This is a genomic window from Pseudidiomarina andamanensis, from assembly GCF_009734345.1.
In the GTDB taxonomy this organism is placed as follows: Bacteria; Pseudomonadota; Gammaproteobacteria; order Enterobacterales; family Alteromonadaceae; genus Pseudidiomarina; species Pseudidiomarina andamanensis.
This window is the reverse complement of the sequence record NZ_CP032551.1, coordinates 570,723-597,464: the sequence shown is the minus strand read 5'-3', so window position 1 is coordinate 597,464 and position 26,742 is coordinate 570,723. Positions and strand designations below refer to the sequence as shown.

The window sequence follows — 26,742 nt, the reverse complement described above, 5'->3', positions numbered from 1 at the left end:
AATGACGAGCGCGACGTTACCTAACGTACCTGATGGTTTGTGTTTCCATTGTCTTCAGCCGCTACCTGACGATGGTGGTTACGGTGTCACACTGAATAACACGAACTATTCAGTGTGCTGTTATGGCTGCCAAGCTGTCGCCGAAACCATTGCGCAGCAAAACCTTCTGCACTTTTATCAATATCGAGATACCAGCAATCCGCTGCAGGTACCACTTGTACCTGAAGAGTTAAAACAATTAACCGCCTATGACGATGAAGAGTTGCAGCAGCAATTTACACGTTCAGAGGACGGATTGCGCAGTATTAATCTTTCTATTGAAGGTATGACTTGTTCAGCCTGCGCATGGCTGATTGAGCAGCACCTCAATCGACTACCGGGTGTACAGCTAGTTCAAGTGAACGCAACCACCGAGCGCGTTACGATACGTTGGCAACCAGATTCGGTGAAACTCAGTAAACTATTGCAGGCCATTGCCGAACTTGGCTATCGGGCGCTACCGTTTCAGGCGGCGAATCAAGAACAAGAATTTAAGCAGCGCCGTCGCTATTTCGTCACGCGCTTAGGTGTTGCTGGTTTAGCAACCATGCAAGTCATGATGCTTGCCATCGGTTTATATTTTGGCGTGGTTAGTGACCTCGATGCGGAATTACGGCAGTTTATGTGGTGGATTAGCTTGTTTATGGCAACCCCAGTGCTGTTGTATAGCGCTCAACCCTTCTACATTAGCGCTATTCGAAGTATTCAAGCAGGACGTCCAAATATGGATGTTCCCGTTACCTTTGCCTTATTATCAGCGTATGGCGCGAGTGCCTACGCAACGTTCATAAATGAAGGCGAGGTGTATTTTGAATCGGTTGCCATGTTCACCTTCTTTTTATTAGTGGGGCGCTATTTCGAGTTGCTTGCCCGCCAAAAAGCAGTCAGCGCCGCTTCAAACTTAGTTAAATTGCTGCCGGCTGTAGCACAACGGCAAACCGCGAGCGGTGACTATGAATCGGTAGCAGTGAATCGTTTACAGCTAGGTGATGTCATTCAAGTGCTTCCAGGTACGACCATTCCTGCTGACGGCGAGCTGTTAAGCCAAAGCGCTAGCGTGAATGAAAGTATTCTCACCGGCGAAAGCCGTTTGGTGAATAAACATCAGCACGATACGGTTTTAGCCGGCAGCCTGAATCAACAGCAAGCGATTCTCATCAAAGTATCGGCTATCCAACAAGAAACCGTGCTAGCAAGCATTATTGAGCTGCAAGACTTAGCCTTATCACGGAAACCAAAGCTTGCGCGAGTAGCCGAACGAATGGCAAGTAAATTTGTTGTTCGCATTCTGATGTTGGCTGCCGCAACATTCTTAATTTGGACGGTTATCGACCCAGCCGAAGCATTCTGGGTAACCTTGTCAGTACTTGTTGCAACCTGCCCATGCGCCCTTGCCTTGGCGGCCCCAACCGCAGTGACAGGGGCAATTCATAAGTTGAATAAATCCGGAATTCTGCTACGCAATGCAGACGTCTTGCAGGTACTTCCGGAGGTTAAAACCGTGTTTGTCGATAAGACCGGCACGTTAACAACCGGTGAATTTGAAATTCAGCAACTACACGTTTATACACAGCACATTGATGAATTCACCGTGAAAGCCTTAGTGCAAGCGCTAGAAAGTCATTCTGAGCATCCACTTGCAGCGCCACTGCGCCAATTAACCCACGAGCGAATAGACGTCACCAATGTCGTCAATAAAGCAGGCTTTGGGCTTGAGGGAAATTGGCCGTGCGCTGATCGTGATTTGAGCATTCGAATTGGTAGCCTGCGGTATATTCAACAGTGGCACCCTACTTTCACTCCATTATTAGCTAGCGCGCAAATCTTTCTCGCCACATCAGAGGCTGTCCTCGCTGAATTGCATGTTGGCGATAAACTGCGTGACGATACCAAAGCGACCGTTATCGCAATGCAAGCGGCAGGTATTGACGTTATTATGATTACGGGCGATCGGTTAGAGCTTGCTCAACCGGTAGCGTCTGAGCTGGGTATCAGCCAAGTTTTTGCGAATTTATTGCCGGCCGATAAGCTAGATAAACTGTCAGCTGCACAGGCCGAAGGGCCCGTTGCGATGATTGGTGATGGCTTAAATGATGGGCCAGTATTAGCACAGGCAGATGTCTCGATTACGTTCGGACATGCCGCCGATTTGGCACGAACAGCGGCCGACGTTGTGCTGCTTCGCAATCAATTTAGTGCGCTCAGCCAATTTAGAGAGATCACCTACAAGGCACGCAATATTTTACGGCAAAATATCCTGTGGGCATTGATCTATAACATTGGTATTCTGCCAGTTGCGATGGCGGGTTTCGTCACCCCTTATGTTGCCGCCATTGGCATGTCGCTTAGTTCCTTGATCGTGTTACTCAACTCGCTGAGGTTATACCGATAATGGATAGCTTATATGTTTTGATTCCAGTTGCTCTTTTATTTGTTGTGATTGCAGTTGCGGTATTTTTCTTCGCCGTTAGAAGTGATCAATTTGAAGATCTTGAACGGCAAGGAATGAATATTTTGCTTGATGATCAAGCTCCAACCAAACCGCACTCCGATAAAACAAGCGCATCCGACGACGATTCCAATGAGCACACTGATGAACGTTGATTGGTTTGCCGCATTCCTAATGGGCTTAGCCGGAGCTGGCCACTGCATCATGATGTGTGGTGGTATCGCCGGCGCCTTCGCGGGTCAGATTAATAAATCAAAGCTTTTTATCTATAATCTCGGCCGCATTACTTCCTATACCATAGCTGGTATAGCCATCGGCGCGGCGGTTGGAAGTATTGCCGCATTAGCTGATCAAGGGCTAATTGGCCTGCGCATAGTCGCAGCTTTCATTTTAGTTGCTTTTGGCTTGTATCTTGGGCAGTGGTGGTTTGGCTTACGCTATCTTGAGCGTTTAGGACAACCATTATGGCATCGTCTACAACCACTCGCAGCACGATTTCGCCAACGTCATTCCAGTTATGCCAGTCTGTTTGGAGCCGGTATGTTATGGGGATGGCTGCCGTGCGGGTTGGTGTATAGCGCCTTAAGTTGGGCGGCAATTAGCGGTTCAGCCACGCAAGGTGGCTTATATATGGCCACATTTGGGCTTGGTACCCTCCCCGCTATGTTCGCATTTGGCTGGCTTAGCCATAATCTGCAGCAACTTCTTAAATCAAAAGGCTTTCGTCAACTGATGGGGGCGTTAATGATCGTCTACGGTCTGTGGACGTTAATTATTGCCTTACGTCAATTACAACTACTTTAATCACTTGGCTGTTTCGCAAAAGTTTAGCTAGACTCAAAGTCATGAACGTTAATGACAGTTGAGGTGTTTTATGACTTGCGTAAAGAAAATTCTAGCGGTTCTAGACGCCGACCGGCAGCAGCAAAAGGCCTTGAATCGCGCTCTTCACCTCGCGCGTATCAGCGGTGCACATGTTACCTTCATGATTTCCATTTATGATTTTTCGTATGAAATGACGACCATGTTGGCAGCCGATGAACGCAATACCATGCGTGACAGTTTGATCAATGATCGTAACGTTTGGATTAATGATCTCCTTGAAGATTACAACACACGCGATATCAATTTCGACGTGAAAGTACTCTGGCACAACCGTCCATTTGAAGCCATTATCGAAACCGCAATGGAAGGCGATTACGACATTATTGTCAAAGCAACGCATGAACGCGAAGGCTTAGCAGCCCTGCTGTTTACGCCAACCGACTGGCACCTATTGCGCAAGGCACCGTGTAAAGTTTTATTAGTAAAAGAGCATGATTGGCCGGAACATGGAAAAATTCTTGCTGCGATTCATACAACGGGTGAACATGACCACCACCGTTCACTAAATCGTCAGGTAACTGAAGCGGCGATTAATTTTGCCAGCTGCTTGCAAAGCGAAGTGCATTTAGTAAACGCTTTTCCGGGTGCACCCATTACCATTGCCGCTGAAATCCCCGAATTCGACACCTCGAATTATCGCGAAACCATCGAAGAAAATCATAAGATTGCGTTAGCAGAGCACGCGATGCCCTATCATATTCCACCAACCCAACAACATGTACTTGAAGGGCTGCCTGAGCAGGTCATTCCAGAACTCGCTGACGAACTCGATGCTGAATTGGTTGTACTAGGAACAATTGGGCGAACTGGATTTTCAGCTGCGTTGTTGGGCAATACCGCCGAACATGTAATTGAATCGATTAATTGTGATTTATTGGCCGTAAAACCTGAGGGATTTGTTTCGCCAATTAAGTTATAATCGCGGCCGTTTTTCTCGAATCAACGATTAAGTAGTTAGGTGTTCATGAGCGCAGCAGCAACGTCGGCACAAGCCAAGAAACAACAGTACAACTTTAATAAGTTACAAAAACGCATCCGTCGCACGGTCGGCGAAGCCATTCAAGATTTCAATATGATTGAAGATGGCGACAAAATCATGGTGTGTTTGTCTGGTGGTAAAGATAGTTATACGTTGCTAGATATTTTGCGATTCTTACAACGCATTGCACCGGTAAAATTCGAGATTGTTGCGGTCAATTTAGATCAGAAACAGCCAGGCTTCCCTGAACATATTTTGCCTGAGTATTTAACCGCTGAAGGTGTTGATTTTCGCATTATAGAAGAAGACACCTACAGCATCGTGAAAGAGAAAATTCCTGAAGGAAAAACCACCTGCTCGCTCTGTTCGCGTTTACGTCGTGGTATTCTGTATCGTGTCGCTGAAGAGCTCGGAGCGACAAAAATTGCTCTTGGTCACCATCGTGATGACATGCTCGAAACACTCATGCTGAATATGTTTTACGGCGGCAAAATGAAATCCATGCCACCAAAATTAGTCAGCGACAATGGCAAGCACGTCGTGATCCGCCCTCTTGCCTACACGCGTGAAAAAGATATCGCCAAATATGCAGAGCACATGAATTTTCCGATCATTCCATGCAACTTGTGTGGTTCGCAGGAAAATCTGCAGCGTAAAGTCATCAAAGATTTATTAAAGCAGTGGGATCGCCAGTATCCGGGTCGCATTGAGAGTATGTTTACGGCGCTACAAAATATTGTGCCATCGCACTTAGCTGACCCTGAGCTGTACGATTTTAAAAATATCCATGCAACTGGTGAAGAAAATCCGGATGGTGACCAAGCGTTTGACCATAGTGCACCAACTGATTTTCTGAATTATCGCGACGAGGAAGATGATGCTGCCGACCAAGACCAAGCCGGCAGTAATGGGGTTATTCGGGTGCTGAATTTAAGTTAGGATTCGGGTTAGGCTCCAGCACATCAAAGATGATTGGGCGATTAACACGTATCATTGAATTTAATTCGTGAATGTATTCTTCGCCCCGCTCTGAATAGCTTAGCAAGCCCGGGGTTAAATCGAGCGCACGAACATCCGCTCCTGACGCCCGTTTTTCAGCACGCAATTGACGCAACTCAAAATACGCTGGATGGGTATTGATGTTACGTAAATAGCTTCGAACTGATGCATTGACCGATGAGAATTTACGCACTTCATGGTTCATGCCATCAACGCGTGCATCAGGTACTAAACCACAGCCTTTTCTGAAACACCACTGTCCAAAGAAATTTAACGCTTCAGTAGCAAAACGCGATGTACCCCACCCCGATTCGTTGGCAGCTTGAACTAGCACTAAAGCCTCTGGAACGACGTCAACACGACGCAACAACACAGCAAACGTCGCCTCATAATCGTTGGTATCAATTTCAACATTGTAACGCTTGGCGATGGTCGCAAACGCTTTGGTTTGCGCATTCGACAATTTATTGCCGGCTAACAAGTGTTCTTGAATACGAACAATCTGCTCACGCTCTTGCTCAATCGTAGAGTTCTCGACTTGAACAATTGGCGCCAGAAAACTAAAAAACGCCTGTTTCTTATCGCGCACATCTGCGAACTGATTGAAATCAGGAACGTCGACAACCGTGCCAACTTGCGGCAACTCAGTTGTTGCTTCTGATTCATGAATACTCTCTGGCTGTACGTGAAGCTGTGTTGGCAGCCAAATTGCCAACACGACTAAAACGACCGCAACAGCCCAGCCTAAAAACCGCATAGTTACTCCGTAATATCTTGATTTAGTTGATTATTACCTTCAACTCCCACAAGCGAGTTATAGACAACACCAATCGCGTTAAATGCCATTGGTAGTGTGAATATCAACCCTAACAACAATGGTAATGCACTAATCACAACAATAATGCCAACCAATACCATTAATCCAAGTACGGGGAACATGGCTTTATTGATCACCAAAAACGACGCAATCAAGGCGCGAACGGCGCTCAGTTGGCGGTCAATAATAAGCGGTACCGCTAACATCATCACCAGTTGCAGGTAAATCGCGACGAGTACGCCTAGCAAGATGGCGAGGCCAACACTGATAAATTGGAAAACGCCAAGAATAATACCAGCCCCCAACACCATCACAATCAACTTCAATAGTGCAACCAACATAAGTTGTGGAGCAAACTGCAAAACCCCACGCAACTTGCTAAAGCTTGGCTTTTGATCAATGGCATTCAACATACCGACAAAAATCAGCATGGCTGCAAATGGCGCTAAAATTAATTCTTGTAGCAAGCTGCTAATTGCAAAATTACCAAGGTTGACTTGTTCCCAGTCGATATTTTCTGGGTTCGCCATCGCTTGTTCATCGTAAGGCAACAACGTCATCAATATTTCAGAGACCACCATATTCAGCAGCATCACCGCAATAAAAACGCCCAACATCCACGGTAGTGAGCGCAACGTGATATCCCACGAGCGTTGCAATAAAGGACCGACCGTTAATTTGATCTCACCACGTAACGCTCGGCTAAAATCTCCAGCAGCTATCTTAGGTGCCGTATTATTTGAGTTATTTGACACGCGTTTATTCTCCATAATGTGTTTTATTGGCAATTATACGGCATGCCCGAGGAGCTTACCAATGTCATTAGGGTGAACTTGTGGGATAATGTGTTTCTAAGTTTTTCGTTAATTCAAGGAGTTCTCGTGAACACGGGTAAACCGCAACGTCGATTTTCACGGCGCAAGACGACACCAAGCCGCCCTCGCCCAGCAAACCCTAAACTCGTACTCTTGAACAAACCGTATGGCGTCTTAAGTCAATTTTCAGGTTCCGATGGTGAACAGACATTAAAAGGTCTTGTACCATTTAATGACGTATATCCTGCTGGTCGCCTCGATAAAGATAGCGAAGGTTTATTGTTATTAACGAACGATGGCGATCTGCAACACAAAATTAGTCACCCGAAACATAAAATGACAAAAACCTATTGGGTGCAGGTTGAAGGCGTTCCAACTGAATCGGCATTGCAACAACTGCGCGATGGCGTTGAATTGAATGACGGCATGACGCTACCTGCCGAAGCATTTGTTATGGATGAGCCGATGAATTTATGGCCACGTAACCCGCCGGTGCGCGAACGTAAAAGTGTTCCTGATTGCTGGCTCTGCATCAAAATTAGCGAAGGTCGTAACCGCCAAGTGCGTCGTATGACAGCGGCTATTGGTCATCCAACACTTCGTCTCATTCGCGCTGGCATTGGTAAATGGCTGTTGCGTGGTTTGCAGCCAGGCGAGTGGCGCGAAGAGCCTCCTGTGTGGTAAAATCCGCCGCCATTATGAACTGTGAGTGTAATTGAAATAAATGTCTGTGATGCCAAGCGAAAACGCCAACAAAAAAGTTATCGTCGGAATGTCAGGCGGGGTTGATTCCTCCGTATCTGCGTACCTACTCATGCAACAAGGTTATCAAGTTGAAGGCTTGTTCATGAAGAATTGGGAAGAAGATGATACCGACGAATATTGTGCTGCGGCTAGTGATTTGGCTGATGCTGAAGCAGTTTGCGAAAAGTTAGGTATTCCGCTACATACCGTGAATTTCGCTGCAGAATACTGGGATAACGTGTTCGAGTACTTTTTAGAAGAGTACCGAGCAGGACGTACGCCAAACCCAGATATTATGTGCAATAAGGAAATCAAATTTAAGGCGTTCCTTGAGTTTGCTGCTGTCGCTTTAGGTGCGGATTATATCGCAACTGGACATTATGTGCGCCGTCGCGAGCATAACGGTAAATTCCAACTGTTGCGCGGGCTAGACAATAATAAAGATCAAAGTTATTTCCTGTATACACTGGCTCACTCACATGTTGCTCAAACTCTGTTCCCGGTTGGCGAGCTCGAAAAGCCAGAAGTACGTCGCATTGCGGAAGAACAAGGATTAGTCACGGCCGATAAAAAAGACTCAACTGGTATTTGCTTTATTGGTGAGCGTAAGTTTAAGGACTTCCTACAGCAATATCTTCCTGCACAACCTGGCCCAATTGAATCGGTAGACGGCGTTGAGCTCGGCCAGCACGAAGGCTTGATGTATCACACGCTTGGTCAACGTAAAGGATTACATATTGGTGGCCTTGCCGACTCAAGTGATGAGCCGTGGTATGTGGTTGATAAGGATGTAGCACGGAATGTATTAATAGTCGCGCAAGGCAAACATCATCCTCGCCTTTATTCCACCGGTTTGATTGCTGGTCAATTACATTGGGTTGATCGCGAACAGCCACAACAGCCATTTACCTGTGTGGTTAAAACACGTTATCGCCAGCAAGATATTCCTTGCCGCGTTACGCCAATGCCGAATGGGTCGGTTCAGGTTGAATTCAATGAGCCAGTTGCTGCTGTCACCCCAGGGCAATCGGCCGTATTTTATCAAGATGAAGTCTGTCTTGGCGGCGGCATTATCGAGCAACGTCTTGCCGACCACGAGGTATTGCTCTGATGACGGCGCTGCAACGCGACGAATGGTTTGAACGCGTTATTGCGCTTGCTGCGCTTACACAGGCTGCGGCAGCAGTGAAGCAAGTGGCGCGATTCGGCAGTATTCGCGAAGTGAATGCAGGTCGTGTCGTTATGGATAGCGTTCTGAATCAAAACCCCGACAGCGTCAAAGCAATGTACCCCAATTTAAGTGACCTGCGCCTTGGACTCGAGAGTTTATTGCAGCAAATTGGCGCCACGCGCGACAAAGACGTGGAAGTGACCCGTTATGTTGTCGGCATTCTTGCTTTAGAGCGCCGTTTGAGTCGTTCCGATAAAGCATTACAGGAACTAGGTCAGCGCATCACCCAAATGCAGCGACAAAAGCATGATTTCCAATTTAGTGACGACACCATTGTCGCTAGTATGGGAAGTACCTACAGCGATTTAATTTCGCCATTAGGGCAACCATTAAAAATTAATGGTAAACAAGAATTTTTACAGCAACCTAGTAATCAACATTTAATCCGCGCCCTCCTCTTAGCTGGAGTGCGCAATGCCGTATTGTGGCGGCAACTCGGTGGCAAACGTCGCCATTTCATTTTCAATCGGCAGCGTATGGTACGCATCGCCCAGCAACTTTTACGCGAATTACGTGAGCACTCGGAGCCTTTATCATGATGAATCTTTCTGCATTAACCGCCCTGTCGCCTGTTGACGGTCGCTACGGTAGCAAAGCCGCTGCCCTGCGCCCAATGTTCAGCGAATATGGACTCATTCGAAATCGTGTGGTGGTAGAAATCCGTTGGCTTCAACAGTTAGCTACTGTCGCGGAAATTACTGAAGTGCCAGCACTATCAAATGATGCGAATGCATTTTTGCAAGATATTATCGATAACTTCTCTGAGCAAGATGCGCAGCGCGTAAAAGATATCGAACGTACCACGAATCATGACGTAAAAGCCGTTGAATACTTTTTGAAAGAAAAAGTAGCCGAGAATGCTGAATTGAATGCCATTAACGAGTTCATTCACTTTGCTTGCACCTCAGAAGATATTAATAACTTGTCACATGCGCTGATGTTACGTGAAGCACTGAATGACGTGATGCTACCAAGCATGCGTGAACTTACCGCCGCCATTAAAGCGTTGGCAATTGAGCACAAATCTGTACCAATGATGGCTCGCACTCACGGCCAGCCAGCAACACCGACAACCATGGGCAAAGAAATGGCGAACGTTTTTGTTCGTTTACAGCGCCAGTTAGAACAACTCTGCGCAGTACCTTTACTCGGTAAAATTAACGGTGCGGTTGGTAACTATAATGCGCATCTAGCCGCCTATCCGAACGTGAACTGGCATCAGGTATCCGAGCAATTTGTTACCTCACTCGGCCTTAGCTGGAACGCCTACACCACGCAAATTGAGCCGCATGATTACATTGCCGAGCTTTTTGACGCGGTCGCACGCTTCAATACGATTGTGATCGACTTTAACCGCGATGTGTGGGGTTATATTGCCCTCAATCATTTCAAGCAACGCACCATTGCCGGTGAAGTTGGTTCATCAACCATGCCGCACAAAGTGAATCCAATTGATTTCGAAAACTCAGAAGGTAATCTGGGTCTTGCCAACGCAATCATGGCGCATTTGGCGCAGAAACTTCCAGTCAGCCGCTGGCAGCGAGATCTTACCGATTCAACCGTACTGCGAAACTTAGGTGTCGGTTTTGCTTATGCGTTAATTGCTTACCAAGCAACGTTAAAAGGTATCAGCAAGCTTGAAGTAAACGCAGATAACTTGTTACGTGAACTCGACTCCAACTGGGAGTTGTTAGCTGAGCCAGTCCAAACTGTTATGCGTCGTTATGGCATTGAAAAACCGTACGAAAAGCTCAAAGAGTTGACTCGTGGTAAGCGTGTTGATCAAGCTGCAATGGCAACATTCATTGATAACCTCGACATGCCAGATGCAGCAAAGCAAGAACTCAAACAATTAACACCGGCAACCTATATTGGTCGAGCGATTGCCTTTGTTGATGAGCTTGACGCATGAGCTTAACCTTGAACTTAGACCCCCGCGAGTTTTTACGCGAGGCGTGGCAGAAACAGCCGCGCCTCATTCGCGGTGCGTTTAGTCAATTCAATGATTTAATCGAACCAGAGATTCTTGCCGGTCTTGCGCTAGAAGAAGGTGTCGATTCGCGTGTCATCGAGAATCATGACAACACTTGGAACGTGGTGCACGGACCGTTTGAATCATATGAAGAATTTGGCGAAGAAGGTTGGACCTTATTGGTACAGTCGGTGAACGAATGGGTACCTGAAGTACAACAACTCATAGCCCCATTTCGCTTTCTACCCGACTGGCGCATCGATGATGTGATGATCAGTTTTGCTACTGAAAATGGTGGTGTCGGCCCCCACTTAGATCAATATGACGTATTTATAATTCAAGGTTTAGGTCGTCGTCACTGGCAAGTTGGTGCACGAGTTACCAATGCCAACGAGCATTGTCCGCACCCCGACTTGAAGCAATTGGCGGATGAATTCGAGCCGCTCATTGATGTGGTGCTTGAACCTGGTGACATGCTGTACATTCCAGCAGGATGCCCACACAACGGCATTGCGCTTGAGCCAAGCCTGAATTACTCGGTCGGTTTTCGCGCCCCAAATGCAGCGGAATTTGGCGCTTCAGTTGCCGATACCCTAAGCCAGTTGAACGAAGTGAAATTACCGCGTTATCGTGACGCTGAACAAGATGACTTTGGTTCTGCGTTCGTTGTCGATGCGAAGCAGCTCGCCCATGCGCGCGAATTTCTATTGCAATCATGGCAACAGCTCGACCTCGACCATGCTTTGTTGCTGGTAATGTCGCAAAGTAAACGACCATTACCGCATCCAGAAGGCACGATTACTCCTGACGAATTAAATGAATTAGCAGAGTCGGAAGATACTTTACTTGTCCGCACGCCTGGCGCGAGAATTCTATTAGGCCCAAATCAAGACATGCTCTATAGCAATGGCGAAGCGTGGCCTATTGAGCAAAGCCTACTCTCATTTGCACGCGTACTGGGTGAGTTATGGGATGACTTGGCGTTGACGAATATCGCCGACCATTTGGCAAATAAAAAGGCCGCAATGTTATGTTGCGACCTCATTAATGCGGGTGTCATCGATGTGGTAACGCAGCAAGATTAGTCTTGTTGCTGCCACAAATCTTTGCTTGTACTTAACTGATACAGATTCTCTGCACGATTCACGAGATAGTGCGCATAGCGTTGCTTTTCAGGATCGTTTTTAGCCTGCTGTAACACCCCTTCAGCTTGCATCTGCCAACGCAACGCGAAATAACGCATGGCATCGCGGGCATCTTTTGCTGCTTTCTCACCGATAACGTCAGTCGGTACATCACCGTTAATAACCCATAACGTCTTCTTATCTTGCGTATTAAATTTCCACACCGCAACATACGGCGCTAGATATCGGCTGTCTTTCGATAAAATTTGGTCGCTAATAATTCCCTGTTCCGCCAAATATTTGTTAGCGGCCTGAAAATGCTCACGAACCCAAGCTGACACTTGCTCTTCGGTCATTGCTTCAGGTTGTTGTTCTACCATAGTTAATTCTCGCTTTACTACTTGTTATTCGTTGTTAAATACACTGTAAACACCCAGTCATACTACCGCTTTCAAGCGCAAACGCAACGGTTTTTCTGGGTGTAAACTTTGCTTGCAACAGTTGACGTAAACGTTAACAGTTTATTTCAGTAATTCACTAGCGAAATACCCGTCAAAATGATAATGTTCGCGCAATTTTTGGGATGAACGAGGAATACCTAGAATGTCTCTATTCGAACACAAAGAGTTCGACCAACACGAACAAGTCGTGTTTTGTCATGATAAAGAAACAGGTTTAAAAGCAATCATTGCCATCCACGACACCACGCTTGGGCCATCATTAGGCGGAACTCGCTTGTGGAATTATGCATCGTCGGCCGAAGCATTAACCGACGTACTTCGTCTGTCTCGCGGTATGACTTACAAAAGCGCCCTAGCCGGCTTGCCACTTGGTGGCGGTAAAGCAGTTATCATTGGCGACGCTAAAACAATTAAAACACCAGAATTAATGCGTGCCTATGGTCGTTTTGTCAACTCGCTCAGCGGTCGTTATATCACAGCCGAAGACGTGAATATTCGCACCAGCGATATCGCTTATGTCGCTGAAGAAACTAGCTACGTAGCTGGTACCGCAGAAAAAGCAGGTGATCCTTCACCTCATACTGCGCTTGGTACTTATTTAGGTTTAAAAGCTGCGGCGAAGCATAAATTCGGTAGTGACAACCTCAATGGCTTGAAAATAGCTGTTCAGGGTCTTGGCGCTGTTGGTTACGACTTTGCTGAATACTGTGCTAAAGAAGGTGCTCAGTTATTCGTAACCGATATTAACGAGGAAGCTTGTCAACGCGCAGCGGAAGAACTGAACGCTACTGTTGTTGGTTTAGATGACATTTATGGTCTTGATGTAGATGTTTATGCGCCATGTGCACTTGGCGCTACCGTTAATGATGAAACGCTGAAGCAAATTAAAGCGAAAATCATTGCAGGTAGTGCAAACAACCAATTAGCGACACCTGCTCATGACAAAATTGTGATGGATATGGGCATCTTGTATGCACCAGATTACGTCATTAACGCCGGTGGTGTTATTCACGTCTGTAGCGAAGCGGCGAACATGAGCCGTGAAGAAACTGACAAGCGCGTACGCGACATTTACGACACCTTAGATCAAATCTTTACACGTTCGGCTGCTGAAAAGCGCCCGACTGGCGAGATTGCCGATCAAATGGCTCGTGAAGTGATTGCTAAGGCGAAAGCTGCGCGTTAAGCGCAGTTTTCTGCTAACCATTGAAGCGGGTGTAGTGCCCGCTTTTTTGTGCTCATTCTTTTTATTTGCGAACGGCACGAAAAGCCTGTGGCTAACGTGATAACTTCAGATTTCTCAACCTTCTGACGCCAGCTCATATCATAAAGCGTTTGACTAACCTGCTGATTTTCAATTTCATGACCAAACGTGCCAGCCATACCACAACACCCTGTTGCTTCGACCTGTAGCGGAATTTGCCAGAAATTAAAAATCTGCTGCCACGCTTTAGCTGCCTTTGGCACTGCGGTTTGTTCCGTGCAATGGGATAACAGCTGCAGTGCTCGCTGCGGTGATTTCATCGCCAGCGCTGATGCACGCTCAGGTAATACAGCCAACAACCACTCCTGCACCAACTGAACCTGATAATTGAGTGGTTGCTTGGTGTAATCGCGATATTCGTCATGCAAACATAACACCGTAGATGCATCGAGCCCAATCATTGGCAGCTCTAATGCCGCAACCTGATTCAACTGCGCCACAACCGTATCAACCGTGCGGCTAAAGTCGTCTAAAAAGCCCTTTACATGCTGAGCTTTGCCGTTCCCTTTAAATGCCAACAGAACGGGCTTGTAACCCAACTGCTCGGCGATTTTTCCGAAAGCCTCTAGCAAATCAGCTTCGTAAAAACTGGTAAATGGGTCTTGCACCACCACCACGCACTTCTGCCGCTCTTCAACGGTCAACTGCGCTAATTGTTCCTCATTTAACTGCGGCCATTGGTGTGCTTTCCATCGCACCGATGTTGAAGGAACGGATAGTTTTGGTGCATCGACATACCCGAACCACTTGCGTGTTAACGAAGCGCTTAGTGGGTTGTGGCTAACGAAGTTGCTAATGCGTGGCCACTTCGCCATAACGCGCCCCAGTGACTCAACATTCTTAACTAAATAATCTTTGCTCGGACGGCGGTATAAACTGTAATACCAAGCCAGAAACTTAGCGCGGAAACTCGGTACATCAACTTTTACCGGGCACTGACTCGCGCATGCCTTACACGCCAAACAACTATCCATGGCCGCTTTAACTTCATGATTAAAATCAAATTGCTCTGCACTCGGAACTTGTTTCAATAATTCCAAACGCGTTTGCTTCGGAACCCCTGATGGATCAAAGTTCTGCGCGGCATTTAAGCGTAACCATTCGCGAATTAGCGTCGCTCGGCCTTTCGGTGAATTACGACGATCGCCCGTTGCTTTAAACGACGGACACATGGCTGAATCGGCGGCATAGTTAAAGCACAAACCATTGCCGTTACAGTTCATTGCTGCTTGGTAATCATCACGAATACTGACAGGTATTTGTCGGTCAAAGTAACCACGTTTGGTGGCATCCACTGAAACCAGTTGCGCATCTGTTCCCCAAGGCGTACAAATTTTACCCGGATTTAGACGGTTCTCAGAGTCAAAGACGGCTTTAATTTTTTGTATTTCCTGATACAAATCTTCACCAAAAAAACTCGGTGCGTATTCAGAGCGGTAGCCTTTACCGTGCTCCCCCCACATCAAACCGCCATATTTCGCGGTCAATTCGGCCACTTGATCACTAATTTTGCGCAGTAATACTTCATCGTCAGGATCGTTCATGTCCAGTGCCGGGCGTACATGTAACACACCAGCATCAACATGACCGAACATGCCGTAATGCAATTGATGCTCATCAAGTAACGTTCGAAATTCAGCAATAAAATCAGCCAACTGTTCAGGCGGAACGGCCGTATCTTCGGCGAACGCAACCGGCTTTCGACGCCCTTTTGTGGCACCGAGTAATCCCACTGCTTTTTTGCGCATCGCATAAATCGTTTGAATGCTCGCTGCATCACGACACACTTGATAGCCAATAATGCCCAATTCAGGCTCTGCTTGAATCAGCTCATCGAGCGTTTTCGTTAACCATTCGACTTTGTCATCGATTTCAGCGTCTTCGACGGCGGTAAATTCCACCATATTAATGCCACGCATTGGTTTATTTGGTACATCCTGCAGTTGCTCAGCAACTTGATGCCAAATAATGTCGTTACGGGCTAAATCTAAGACATTACTGTCAATGGTTTCGACCGACGTTGCTCTTGCTTTGACTAAAAACGGCGCGTTACGTAATGCGGCATGAAAATCACTGTATTTCACGTTCACCAGTACTTTGTGCCGTGGAATAGCCGTCAGGTTTAAGCGAGCCTCAACAATACATGCTAAGGTACCTTCTGAGCCTGCCAACAACCGCGAAATATCAATCTGTTCACGAGCTGGATCGTAACAATGCTTCAGATCATAGCCAGTCAAAAATCGATTCAACGGCGGGAATTTGTCATCAATTGCAGCACGCTGTCCAACACAAGTCGCGATAGCTTGCCGATAAATTGCCGCTTCTAAACTATCTCCGGCAGCAATCTGTTCCGCCTCGGCTAAAGGCTTTGGTGCCGTGGTGATACACTCACCATTGAGTAGAACAGCTTTCAATTCCAAGATGTGATCGCTAGTTTTACCGTAAACCAACGACCCTTGCCCTGAGGCATCGGTATTGATCATACCGCCAATGGTGGCACGGTTACTGGTGGATAAATCAGGTGAGAAAAACAGCCCATCTGCACGCACGGCATCATTGAGTGCGTCTTTAACCACACCGGTTTGGCAACGAACCCAGCTGGCTTCCGCATCAATTTCGAGTACGTGATTAAAATAGCGGCTTAAATCAATCACAATACCAGCAGTGAGTGACTGGCCATTAGTACCGGTGCCGCCACCGCGAGGTGAAAACTGAATACTGCGAAAGGTATCTTGCTGGGCGAGCGAGAATGCTTGTTGCACCGCCTCAGTAGTCCGCGGGTACAACACTGCTTGAGGTAATTGCTGATAGACGCTATTGTCAGTTGCCGCAATTAAGCGGCCACTATATGAACCGTCGATATCACCGTCAAAGCCAGCCCGCTCAAGGGCTAACAAATAGTTTTGATAAATGGTTTCGACGCGCGTTTCACGCCGTTCAAATGCTGAAAATACCGGTAATACGTGATCCGAATTCGACATAAAACGCGCTCGTTTATTGCATGTATCTATTAGGCGTGATGCTCAGCTAGGTACAACCAAGTCTCAACCACCGTGTCAGGGTTCAACGATACTGAATCGATGCCTTGCTCAACCAACCAAGCAGCAAAGTCAGCATGATCCGATGGCCCTTGACCACAAATACCCACGTATTTGCCTTTCTTTTTCGCGGCTTGAATTGCCATAGCGAGCATTGCTTTCACCGCTTCATTGCGTTCATCAAATAAATGCGCAATGACGCCAGAATCGCGATCGAGGCCCAGAGTTAATTGGGTTAAGTCGTTTGAACCAATTGAGAACCCATCAAAAATATCTAGGAACTGCTCAGCTAATAATGCGTTCGATGGTAATTCGCACATCATAATGACACGCAAGCCATTTTCGCCCTGCACCAATCCTTGTTCTGCAAGCAACTCAATTACTTTGCGACCTTCTTCAAGAGTACGTACGAATGGAATCATCACCTCAACATTGGTCAGCCCCATATCATTACGCACACGTTTGATAGCGTCACATTCCATCGCAAAACAATCGCGAAATTCTTCTGAAATATAACGTGAAGCACCGCGGAAGCCGAGCATTGGGTTTTCTTCATGCGGTTCGTACTGGCGTCCGCCAACCAAATTCGCATATTCGTTCGATTTGAAATCAGACATACGAACAATAACGCGCTCTGGTGAGAACGCCGCCGCTAAGGTGGCAATGCCTTCGGTAAGTTTACCAACATAGTATTCGCGAGGGCTTTCATAACCCGCCATGTAACCACGAATCTGTTTTTGTAATTCCGGGCTCTGTTGGTCGAAGTTCAACAACGCTTTCGGATGCACGCCAATCATGCGATTAATAATGAACTCCAAGCGAGCCAAACCAACGCCTGCATGTGGCAAACTGGCAAAATCGAAGGCCCTATCAGGGTTACCAACGTTCATCATAATTTTTAACGGTAAGGCTGGCATGTCGCCAACATCTGACGTGGTCACGTCAAATTCTAACTCACCGTTGTAGATGTAACCCGTATCACCTTCGGCACACGACACAGTGACAGGTATTCCGGCAGCAATCTTATCAGTGGCATCGCCACAACCCACCACCGCAGGAATACCAAGCTCACGCGCAATAATCGCTGCGTGACAGGTACGTCCACCACGGTTAGTAACAATTGCCGAAGCGCGCTTCATGATTGGTTCCCAATCTGGGTCTGTCATGTCCGTAACCAAGACATCGCCTGGCTGCACTTTGTCCATTTCTGAAATGTTATTGAGAACACGTGCAACACCCGCGCCAATCTTTTGACCGATAGCACGACCTTCCGCTATCACATCACTTTTTGATTTTAACGCGTAGCGCTCAAGCGCTTGACCCGTTTTGTTCGACTGCACGGTCTCTGGACGGGCTTGAACAATATAAAGCTTACCGTCGATACCATCCTTCGCCCATTCGATATCCATTGGACGACCATAATGCTGCTCGATAATTACCGCTTGGCGAGCAAGCGCTTCAACTTCGTCGTCAGTAATCGAGAATTTGTCAGACAATTCTGCAGGGATATCGACAATTGAGGTTTGCTTGCCGTGGTCGGTCGCGTCCGAATAGATCATTTGAATTTTTTTGCTACCTAAATTACGGCGCAATACGGCTGGTCGCTCAGCTTTCAGTGTTGGTTTGTGTACATAGAACTCGTCAGGGTTGACTGCGCCCTGCACCACCATTTCACCTAAACCATACGATGAGGTGATAAACACAACCTGGTCAAAGCCAGACTCGGTATCAATTGAGAACATAACGCCTGATGCGGCAATGTCGCTTCGCACCATGCGTTGAATACCAGCAGAAAGAGCTACACCGCGATGGTCATAACCTTGGTGCACACGATATGAAATAGCGCGGTCATTAAACAACGAAGCGAATACATGCTTAATCGCTTCCATAATGGCATCAATGCCACGAACGTTTAGAAACGTTTCTTGCTGCCCCGCAAACGATGCATCAGGCATATCTTCAGCTGTAGCTGAACTGCGCACGGCAAAACTGACTTCATCGTTACCACCGCTCAACTGCTCGTATGCGGCGCGAATGGCTTGATCTAGTGCAGGCTGGAATGGGGTTTCGATTACCCATTGACGAATTTTCTTACCGGCTTCAGCCAAAGCTTTCACATCATCGGTATCCAAATCGTCCAAAATTTCATGAATACGTTCATTCACGCCACTTTGTTCGAGAAACTCATTGAATGCTTCCGCTGTCGTTGCAAAGCCGTTTGGCACGTCGACACCTACTCCAGCCAAATGACTTATCATTTCACCAAGCGATGCGTTTTTACCGCCCACACGACCGACGTCATTCATCCCTAATTGATCATACCAAAGCACATAATCTTGTACGTTATTCTGCACGTTGAGTTCCTCGTGGAGTTTTAGCGTGACACAGTCACTTAATTGACTGCCCGAATGGCAATGTATTTTACACACTGGGGCGTCACAAGTTAACATCTTATCCACTTTTATCTGCAAGGATTACTGCCAAGATGCGCACAATTTTTTACATTTCTGATGGTACAGCCCTTACTGCTGAAGCATTCGGGAAAGCCATGCTGTCGATGTTCCCATTAAAAGTCATTCATAAAACCTTGGCATTTATCGATACTATTGAGAAAGCAGAGATAGCAGTAAACAAGATAAATCAGGCTTATCAGGAGTCTGGCGAACGCCCGATTATCTTTCATACCTTCGTTAGCATTGATATTAAGCGCGTGATTACCTCATCAAAAGGCAGTTGCTATGACTTTCTTGATTATTTTGTGGCTCCGCTAAGCAAAGAATTGAACATGGCGGCTCAGCCGAAAACTCACCGAACGCACGGTATTCAAGAAAATAATGACACACGTGAAAACTATGATTTTCGTATTGACGCGGTGAACTATACGTTAGCGAATGATGATGGCAGCAATATTTCTGACTATGACGAAGCGGATATTATTTTGCTTGGAGTTTCGCGTACAGGGAAAACCCCTACTAGCCTATATCTGGCCCTACATTACGGAATTAAAGCCGCGAACTATCCATTGACGGAAGACGATAATATGGAGAATTTGCAGTTGCCGAAAGTGCTAAAGCCGTATCGACATAAGATTTACGGATTAACGTTAGATCCGCAACGCTTGCATGAAATTCGCAGTAAACGACGTGAAGGTAGCCGTTATGCATCCATGCAGCAATGTCGCTATGAATTGCAGGAGGTCGAGAAGATGTATCGCCGTGAAGCAATTCCATTTCTCGACTCAACCCGATTTTCGGTGGAAGAGATTGCCGCTAAAATTCTTGCAGAAACCAATCTCGAACGGCACCGCTTTTAAGCGTTGCCGTCTTGTTCCGTGCTGGTATCAGTGCGAGCATTGGTGCTCTCAAAGATTTTGTCCGCTGAAGCTGCGACAAACCCAGTGTACAATTGGTTTGGAGCAACTTCGTAGCGTTTCGCAAACTCATAGAAACAGCTCGGCACAACCTTTTCCATATCACTAAAACGCACAGCAGTGTGATCTGCCATGGTTGATGATTGCTCAAGGAAAACGTCACGCGAGCCTTTAATTTCACCACCTGAGGTATTTAAACGGAAACCGGCTTGTTTTAAGGTTTCGTTCACTTGTTCAAGCGATTCGTAGTCTGGTAGCTCATTCACGTTGACAGTGAAGTGGTTTGCACGGAAGCCAAAAGCAGCCATCCAAGCTGCGTATTCGCTCTCTTCTAGCAACTGTTCATAGTCGGTGCTGCTAATTTGCCAATGCGCGCCTGAATACAAGAACTCTGGCTTCGCCACGTCGTCAGCATCAATTTGCGCAACCAACGATTTTACAATACGTTGCAGCTCAGGCGAGAACTCTTCAACGAGCAACTCAGATATAAAAATCTTCGGTAATGTTGGATCGCTATGTTCGAAGTGTTTCGCGACGAGTTTTTTCGCTTCAAAAGCATAGTCACCGCACGCTTTGTAACCCATGCCTTCAAAATGCTTCGCCAATGTCTCTAAGCGCACTGGGGCTAAGTTAAAGGTACGAAAAGCGACATGATCATTAATAATTGAGCGACCTTGGCCGAGTACTTGATGTACCTTGGCTGCCGAAGGCGTTAACTTAATGTAGTCATTCCATAAATTGTCAAAAAACTGCTCAACAGAGTGTGACATATACAACTAAACCTCGAAAATGTCAGAGTTAACCGCGACCTTGCCGTGCATCTTTCAGCGACTCAGCAACAAGAAACGCCAATTCTAACACTTGATCAGCATTCAAGCGAGGGTCACATTGCGTGCGGTAGCGTTGCGTGAGGTCTCGTTCACTAATTTGATAAGCGCCCCCAGTACATTCGGTCACATCCTCACCGGTCATTTCTAAATGAACGCCGCCTGGATAAGTCCCTTCAGCCTGATGCACCGCAAAAAACTGGCGTAGCTCTTGGTGAATCGCATCAAAATTGCGCGTTTTAAGGCCATTTTCAGCTTTCACCGTGTTGCCATGCATGGGGTCACTTGACCACACCACATGGCGACCTTCCGCTTTGACGCGGCGCACAATGGCAGGCAATGCGTCAGCTAGGGTATTTGCGCCCATTCGGGTTATTAGGGTCATGCGCCCTGCTTCGTTGCCGGGGTTCAATACATCCAATAATCGAATGACATCGTCAGGATGTGTTGTTGGCCCAATTTTCACGCCTAATGGGTTATGAATACCGCGCATGAATTCCACATGCGCATGATCAAGCTGGCGTGTGCGCTCGCCAATCCAAACCATATGCGCCGAACAATCATAAGGCAGGCCAGTTAATGTGTCGGTACGCGTTAACGCCTCTTCGTATGGCAGTAACAACGCTTCGTGTGAGGTAAACAGCTGTGTTTCGTGTATAGTCGCGTTGCTCTGGGCGTTAATGCCGAGAACTTCCATGAACTTCAATGCCGATTGAATTTGTTCGGCAACACGCATGTATTGCTCTTTAAGCGGGTTCGCCTCAACAAAACTCATGTTCCATTTGTGCACCTTGTGCAGATCAGCTAAACCACCCTGCGCAAACGCGCGTAGCAAGTTCAACGTTGCCGCAGAATGATGGTAAGCATTTATCATACGTTGCGGATCAGGTTCACGAGCTTCGGTCGTGAAATCGGCGCCATTAATGATATCGCCGCGATAACTTGGTAACGACACACCATCAACGGTTTCTAAATCACTGGAACGTGGTTTCGCGTATTGCCCCGCCATACGCGCAACTTTGGTAACCGGACATGAGCCTGCAAACGTTAATACAACCGCCATTTGCAAGATTACTTTAAAGGTGTCGCGAATTTTTGGCGCAGTAAAATCACTAAAAGTTTCGGCGCAATCGCCACCTTGCAATAAAAAGCCATGACCTTGGCTCACGCGCCCCAACTGGCTTCGCAACGCACGAATTTCTTCGGCAAAAACCAAAGGCGGGAAGGTTTTCAGCTGCTGCTCAACTTGTTGCAATGCGGTTTTCGACGCATAGTTCGGTTGCTGCTGAATGGCTTTATCCCGCCAGCTACGGGCACTCCAATTAGTCATGACTTTCCTTAATCTTTTATAAGTTTTCTAAAGCACGAATACGTTTTGCAAGTGGTGGATGACTCATAAATAACTCACTGAAGCTGCGTTTGCTTTGAATACCAAACGCCATCATTGAGCCATCAAGTGTTGACTCTTGCGCGCCTTGCAAGCGACGCAATGCAGCAATCATTTTTTGTTTTCCTACCAGGCTTGCAGAGCCTTCATCGGCGCGAAATTCACGCTGGCGTGAAAACCACATCACAATGATGCTCGCCAAAATACCGAACACTAACTCGAGCACCATGACGATACCGAAGTACGCCAAACCACCAAGCCCTTGCCCGTTCTGCGAGTTACTACGTGTGGCATTATCGATAACACCGGCAATTACTCGTGCGAAAAAGATAACAAACGTGTTCACAACGCCCTGAATGAGGGTCAGTGTCACCATATCACCATTGGCAATATGACTCACCTCATGAGCTAGAACAGCTTCTACCTCATCTTGCGTCATCGAACGCAATAGGCCTGTACTCACCGCTACAAGCGAGCTTTTCTTGCTCGCTCCGGTTGCGAACGCATTCGGCTCTGGCGAATCATAAATAGCCACTTCCGGCATTGGAATCCCAGCTTTTTGAGCTTGTGCTGCAATGGTATTAACCAACCATTGTTCAGTGCCATTACGCGGCTGATTAATAACTTGAGCACCAACCGACCGCTTCGCCAGCCACTTCGACATGGCTAACGAAATGAATGCACCGCCAAAACCAAACAGCGCTGCAAATATAAATAATCCTTGGTATTGAGTCGGTTCGACTCCCATCGCCGGAAGTACGAGGTTCATCACCACGCCTAATACCAATAAAATAGCCAAGTTGGTTGCTAAAAACAGAGCAATCCGCAACATTTCTCAAAACCTCACAATGACCTCAACGGATACCCCGATTTATAAGGGCGTTAGCCTTGAAATACAAGGCTTTTAGAATGTTTTTTGATAACTATTTTGATACGCTTGCGCAACCGAACGTTTTGCGAGCCAAATGAAGGAGAAAAATGAATGGCTGACGCTCAAATTCTGTTACTTAGCAGTTCGAAAGCTGGCGATAGCGATTACCTTGCACCTTGCATCAAGCCTATTAATGAACACTGCGGTCAACGTCGTATCTTATTCATTCCCTATGCAGGGGTCGGCTTCTCCAACGCCACCTATACCGATAGAGTTCGCGCAGCTCTCGCTCCTGCAGGCATTGATGTATACGGTATTGAATCGGAATTGGATCCGGTTACGGCAATCAATCAGGCTGAAGCTATTATGGTGGGTGGCGGAAACACCTTTCAGCTTCTCGCTAAACTTTACGACCACAAACTGATTGCACCAATTCAAGCAGCAGTTAATGCCGGCGTGCCTTATGTTGGTTGGAGTGCCGGCTCAAATATTGCTGGTTTAAGTATTCGCACCACCAACGATATGCCGATTATTGAGCCGCCATCGTTTAATGCTTTACAACTTGTTCCGGTGCAGTTAAATCCGCACTACACCGACTATCAACCGCCAGGTTTTCATGGCGAAACTCGTGACCAACGCCTCGGTGAGTTTATGGCGATTGCGCCGAAAACACCGATTATTGCTATTCCTGAGGGTTCTTATCTGCGTATAAATGGAGCTCAAATGCACTATTATGGCGAAGCCCCAGGTTATGTTTTCTTAGGCGGTGACAAACAACCGTTACAGCCAGAGCAAGACTGTTCCCAATGGTTATAATTGCAACGCTCGCACGTTAATGTGTGCTGCAAGTGCCGTTTCATCAACATTGGACTGAAACGGCACTTCGCCTAAACAAGGCGCATCGATCATCCGCTTTAGGGTCTCTAAATTTTCTTGGTAATGTGACATTTGCGCTGGTAGCGGCTGATTTGCAATCCATCCTGCCAGTTTAAGGCCGCGCCGCTGTATTGCCTCTACCGTCAATAACGCGTGGTTCAAACAGCCCAATTTCATGCCAATAACCAACAATACGTCAGCTTGCAGCGCTTTCGCAACGTCAGCCAGAGACTCTTCATCGTTTAGCGGCACGAGCCAACCACCCGCTCCTTCAATTAGCACCAAGTCATGGCTTTTAGCGTTCTGTCGCTCAAAAAGCGCCGTCTCAAGCTTCGCAATGATGCTGCGCACGGTCGGCGTACTTTTTACTTGAGCTGCAGCAATATGCGGGGCTATGGGTGGCGCATAACAATAAGGGTTTACCTTGGCATAATTCTCATGGTTTACCTCAATCGCGCAGGCGTTCATCAGCTTTAATGCATCACTATTGCGTAATTGACCGTCAACTGCCTCAGCGCCAGCAGCAACTGGTTTAAATGGCCATACACGGCGCCCTTGGCCATGTAGTGCATGAAGCAATGCACTTGCGCAGGTGGTTTTCCCAGCGTCGGTATCTGTCCCTGTTACAAATAGATATAAGGGCTTTTTGATTTCGTTATTGGCAACCATCATTAACCTTTAGTTAATTTTATAAAGCCGATAGACCACGTTAATGGGAGCATACCGTCATGAGTGCGATGTATCTCCATCGCCTCTTCAACCTGGCTGAGATTTTTTCTAGTCAAAGGTTGTTGAGGTTGTGGTTGATAGTTCGCGCCAATACCTTTGAGGTCATAAAGCATGCTACGTACACTTTGATACGGCATCGTGACTTGCTCAACCTCAAATTGTACGGATACCCCATCAAGCGCGCTTAGAATTTGGTGTAACGTTGTTGTTGAATAGAATCGGTTGTGCCGCTTTGCACCGGTATATTGCTGAAAATAATTAGCGAGTGGTGATAATGACCCCGACAGCACGGTACTAGCGACAATACAACCCGAAGGGCGCAACAGCTGCAGCCATTGCTTTAATGTCGCCGCCAAATCATCAGCCCACTGCACGGCTAGGTTTGCGTAAATCGTATCAATCGCTGCCTCTTGAAACGGCAACTGCTCCAGATCAGCTCTGATCCATGTGTTTTCGGGGTATTTAGATTGTGCTGCGCTCAACATCCCTGACGCGATATCAACGCCAATATAATGATTTGTGCGCGCCAGCAGTGCATCGGTATTGACCGCAGGACCACAGCCAATATCAACTGTCATACCAGTCGATGCTGGTAACCAATTAAGCAATCGTTTCGCACACCAACGCTGCAGGCCATTATGGTGCTGATAAGATTGCGCAGCTCGGCTAAAATGCGCTGCGATCTTTTGCTTGTGTTCCGGCTTTTCAAGCGTATGTACAGAAATCATCACGTTAACTCTGCCCGTTCAACTGATTCTCGAGTTGCTATTAAAGCAGCAATGAGGTTATCAATCTGAGCTTTGGAATGCGTTGCAGCAATAGTTATGCGCAGTCGTGCGCTGCCATTCGGCACTGTTGGAGGACGAATCACGCCACAGTGGATACCGTGTGTCATTAGCGCGTGCCCCCATGCCATCGCTTTTGCATCGTCACCAACAATTAGTGTTTGAATGGCGTGATGATCATCGCCTATCTTTAAGCCATGTTCTCGACAGCATTCACGAAAATAGTGAATGGTATCGTTTAAGCGCTGGCGCAGTGCCGCGCCTTCTGGGCTTGCCACAACATCAACCGCAGCACTTACGGCCAGCGCTTGAGCGGCTGGCATTGCCGTTGAATAAATAAATTCGCGCGCATGATTCGTTAAATAATCGATCAGTAGCGATGAGCCCACAATGGCAGCTCCCATCACGCCTAACCCCTTGCCAAAGGTAATGGTTAGTAGTGGTGCTTGCGTTACGCTTAACTGTTCAGCCGCGCCACGACCATTGTTACCAACAACACCAATGCCGTGTGCATCATCAACCCATAAATCAGCTTGGAGCTGCGCGAAATCGGTTAATGGTGCACTATCTCCATCCATACTAAAAACGCTCTCGGTGACTAGTAAATTCGCTTCGTTTGGCAACAACAACTGCGCCGCGTGAGTCACGTCATTATGACGAAACCGCTTCCAATGCTCGAAATGCCGTACCCCATCAATCAGTGAAGCATGACTTAGTTTGTCTAGTACGATACGTTGATACATTGGTGCCAATGCTTGCATAACGCATTGGTTTGCGGCGAACCCGCTACTAAACAGTAAGGCATCTTCGCGTCCCAACCACATTGCCAATTGTTCACGCAAATACGCATGCGGTGCTTGATAGCCACTCACTAACGGCGAAGCACCGCTGCTAGTGCCAAATTGTTGAATGCCTTCGGCATACGCAGCTTTAACTTTTGGGTGTAAAGATAGCCCAAGGTAATCATTGTTCCCGAATTGCTCGTGACTCGATTGGCGTTGCGTCAGCGTTCGGTATCGATGCTGCTGACGCAATTGGTCAAGTTGAGATGAGAGCTGACTCGCAATGTGCATAAGCTCA

At 47.1% G+C, this 26,742-nt stretch carries 24 protein-coding genes; 13 read left to right on the top strand and 11 right to left on the bottom strand.

Annotated elements, in window-relative coordinates; genetic code table 11:
• Position 1 precedes the first annotated feature (1 nt).
• The 5 genes from D3795_RS02875 (at position 2) to ttcA (ending at position 5,291) form a co-directional block, all read left to right on the top strand.
• Positions 2–2,431: a heavy metal translocating P-type ATPase gene (locus tag D3795_RS02875; protein ID WP_156266084.1), complete on the top strand. Its 2,430-nt coding sequence runs from the start codon at positions 2–4 to the stop codon at positions 2,429–2,431.
• Positions 2,431–2,643: a cbb3-type cytochrome oxidase assembly protein CcoS gene (ccoS, locus tag D3795_RS02870; protein WP_156266083.1), complete on the top strand. Its 213-nt coding sequence runs from the start codon at positions 2,431–2,433 to the stop codon at positions 2,641–2,643. The genes D3795_RS02875 and ccoS overlap by 1 nt, the downstream gene beginning before the upstream one ends.
• Positions 2,621–3,292: a sulfite exporter TauE/SafE family protein gene (locus D3795_RS02865; protein ID WP_310942383.1), complete on the top strand. Its 672-nt coding sequence runs from the start codon at positions 2,621–2,623 to the stop codon at positions 3,290–3,292. The genes ccoS and D3795_RS02865 overlap by 23 nt, the downstream gene beginning before the upstream one ends.
• Positions 3,293–3,362: 70 nt before the next feature.
• Positions 3,363–4,292, top strand: a complete 930-nt coding sequence (uspE, locus tag D3795_RS02860) for a universal stress protein UspE (protein ID WP_156266081.1) — start codon at positions 3,363–3,365, stop codon at positions 4,290–4,292.
• A gap of 45 nt (positions 4,293–4,337) precedes the next feature.
• Entirely contained in the window at positions 4,338–5,291 is a 954-nt protein-coding gene (gene ttcA / locus D3795_RS02855) for a tRNA 2-thiocytidine(32) synthetase TtcA (RefSeq protein ID WP_156266080.1), read from the top strand.
• Here ttcA and D3795_RS02850 read toward each other — a convergent pair.
• Both D3795_RS02850 and D3795_RS02845 read right to left on the bottom strand, forming a co-directional pair.
• Complete coding sequence (locus D3795_RS02850; RefSeq protein ID WP_156266079.1) at positions 5,266–6,108, bottom strand: glucosaminidase domain-containing protein; 843 nt, start codon at positions 6,106–6,108, stop codon at positions 5,266–5,268. The two genes, ttcA and D3795_RS02850, sit on opposite strands and share 26 nt — an antisense overlap.
• Positions 6,109–6,110: 2 nt before the next feature.
• On the bottom strand, positions 6,111–6,923 hold the full coding sequence (locus D3795_RS02845; protein WP_156266078.1) for a DUF2189 domain-containing protein: 813 nt from the start codon (positions 6,921–6,923) through the stop codon (positions 6,111–6,113).
• Between the two features lie 126 nt (positions 6,924–7,049).
• Between D3795_RS02845 and D3795_RS02840 the strand changes: the two genes are divergently transcribed.
• The 5 genes from D3795_RS02840 to D3795_RS02820 are packed head-to-tail and all read left to right on the top strand — an operon-like array spanning position 7,050 to position 12,015.
• A complete protein-coding gene (locus D3795_RS02840) occupies positions 7,050–7,667 on the top strand; it encodes a pseudouridine synthase (RefSeq protein ID WP_310942382.1) in 618 nt (205 codons plus the stop codon).
• Between the two features lie 49 nt (positions 7,668–7,716).
• Positions 7,717–8,838, top strand: coding sequence for a tRNA 2-thiouridine(34) synthase MnmA (mnmA, locus tag D3795_RS02835; RefSeq protein ID WP_375294522.1), 1,122 nt, complete (start codon positions 7,717–7,719; stop codon positions 8,836–8,838).
• Complete coding sequence (gene hflD / locus D3795_RS02830) at positions 8,838–9,497, top strand: high frequency lysogenization protein HflD (RefSeq protein ID WP_156266075.1); 660 nt, start codon at positions 8,838–8,840, stop codon at positions 9,495–9,497. Before mnmA ends, hflD begins: the two co-directional genes overlap by 1 nt.
• Positions 9,497–10,870, top strand: coding sequence for an adenylosuccinate lyase (gene purB, locus D3795_RS02825; RefSeq protein WP_156268934.1), 1,374 nt, complete (start codon positions 9,497–9,499; stop codon positions 10,868–10,870). The genes hflD and purB overlap by 1 nt, the downstream gene beginning before the upstream one ends.
• Positions 10,867–12,015, top strand: coding sequence for a cupin domain-containing protein (locus tag D3795_RS02820; protein ID WP_156266074.1), 1,149 nt, complete (start codon positions 10,867–10,869; stop codon positions 12,013–12,015). The genes purB and D3795_RS02820 overlap by 4 nt, the downstream gene beginning before the upstream one ends.
• Here the strand turns inward: D3795_RS02820 and D3795_RS02815 are convergent.
• Entirely contained in the window at positions 12,012–12,434 is a 423-nt protein-coding gene (locus D3795_RS02815) for a DUF4826 family protein (RefSeq protein WP_156266073.1), read from the bottom strand. The two genes, D3795_RS02820 and D3795_RS02815, sit on opposite strands and share 4 nt — an antisense overlap.
• Positions 12,435–12,657: 223 nt before the next feature.
• Between D3795_RS02815 and D3795_RS02810 the strand changes: the two genes are divergently transcribed.
• On the top strand, positions 12,658–13,701 hold the full coding sequence (locus tag D3795_RS02810) for a Glu/Leu/Phe/Val dehydrogenase dimerization domain-containing protein (RefSeq protein WP_126758852.1): 1,044 nt from the start codon (positions 12,658–12,660) through the stop codon (positions 13,699–13,701).
• Here the strand turns inward: D3795_RS02810 and ydiJ are convergent.
• Both ydiJ and ppsA read right to left on the bottom strand, forming a co-directional pair.
• Positions 13,698–16,760, bottom strand: a complete 3,063-nt coding sequence (gene ydiJ, locus D3795_RS02805) for a D-2-hydroxyglutarate dehydrogenase YdiJ (RefSeq protein WP_156266072.1) — start codon at positions 16,758–16,760, stop codon at positions 13,698–13,700. The genes D3795_RS02810 and ydiJ overlap by 4 nt on opposite strands.
• 29 nt (positions 16,761–16,789) lie before the next feature.
• Entirely contained in the window at positions 16,790–19,171 is a 2,382-nt protein-coding gene (ppsA, locus tag D3795_RS02800; RefSeq protein WP_310942381.1) for a phosphoenolpyruvate synthase, read from the bottom strand.
• 131 nt (positions 19,172–19,302) lie between these two features.
• Between ppsA and ppsR the strand changes: the two genes are divergently transcribed.
• Positions 19,303–20,130: a posphoenolpyruvate synthetase regulatory kinase/phosphorylase PpsR gene (gene ppsR, locus D3795_RS02795; RefSeq protein WP_156266070.1), complete on the top strand. Its 828-nt coding sequence runs from the start codon at positions 19,303–19,305 to the stop codon at positions 20,128–20,130.
• Here the strand turns inward: ppsR and D3795_RS02790 are convergent.
• Genes D3795_RS02790 through htpX form a run of 3 tightly spaced genes read right to left on the bottom strand, consistent with a single transcriptional unit; the run spans position 20,127 to position 23,233 of the window.
• On the bottom strand, positions 20,127–20,957 hold the full coding sequence (locus D3795_RS02790; RefSeq protein WP_156266069.1) for a DUF1338 domain-containing protein: 831 nt from the start codon (positions 20,955–20,957) through the stop codon (positions 20,127–20,129). The genes ppsR and D3795_RS02790 overlap by 4 nt on opposite strands.
• A 28-nt stretch (positions 20,958–20,985) precedes the next feature.
• The gene (locus tag D3795_RS02785) at positions 20,986–22,344 is read right to left on the bottom strand and encodes a class II 3-deoxy-7-phosphoheptulonate synthase (protein ID WP_156266068.1); all 1,359 of its coding nucleotides are present in this window, start codon (positions 22,342–22,344) and stop codon (positions 20,986–20,988) included.
• A 16-nt stretch (positions 22,345–22,360) separates the two neighbouring features.
• Positions 22,361–23,233 (bottom strand): protease HtpX, encoded by an 873-nt coding sequence (gene htpX / locus D3795_RS02780; RefSeq protein ID WP_156266067.1) that lies wholly within the window; start codon positions 23,231–23,233, stop codon positions 22,361–22,363.
• A 150-nt stretch (positions 23,234–23,383) separates the two neighbouring features.
• Here htpX and pepE point away from each other — a divergent pair, with 150 nt between their 5' ends.
• Entirely contained in the window at positions 23,384–24,088 is a 705-nt protein-coding gene (pepE, locus tag D3795_RS02775; RefSeq protein WP_156266066.1) for a dipeptidase PepE, read from the top strand.
• Here the strand turns inward: pepE and bioD are convergent.
• The 3 genes from bioD to D3795_RS02760 are packed head-to-tail and all read right to left on the bottom strand — an operon-like array spanning position 24,083 to position 26,735.
• Positions 24,083–24,820, bottom strand: coding sequence for a dethiobiotin synthase (bioD, locus tag D3795_RS02770; RefSeq protein WP_310942380.1), 738 nt, complete (start codon positions 24,818–24,820; stop codon positions 24,083–24,085). The two genes, pepE and bioD, sit on opposite strands and share 6 nt — an antisense overlap.
• On the bottom strand, positions 24,820–25,605 hold the full coding sequence (bioC, locus tag D3795_RS02765; RefSeq protein WP_310942407.1) for a malonyl-ACP O-methyltransferase BioC: 786 nt from the start codon (positions 25,603–25,605) through the stop codon (positions 24,820–24,822). The genes bioD and bioC overlap by 1 nt, the downstream gene beginning before the upstream one ends.
• Positions 25,605–26,735, bottom strand: a complete 1,131-nt coding sequence (locus tag D3795_RS02760) for an aminotransferase class I/II-fold pyridoxal phosphate-dependent enzyme (RefSeq protein ID WP_156266064.1) — start codon at positions 26,733–26,735, stop codon at positions 25,605–25,607. Before D3795_RS02760 ends, bioC begins: the two co-directional genes overlap by 1 nt.
• Positions 26,736–26,742: the final 7 nt, after the last annotated feature.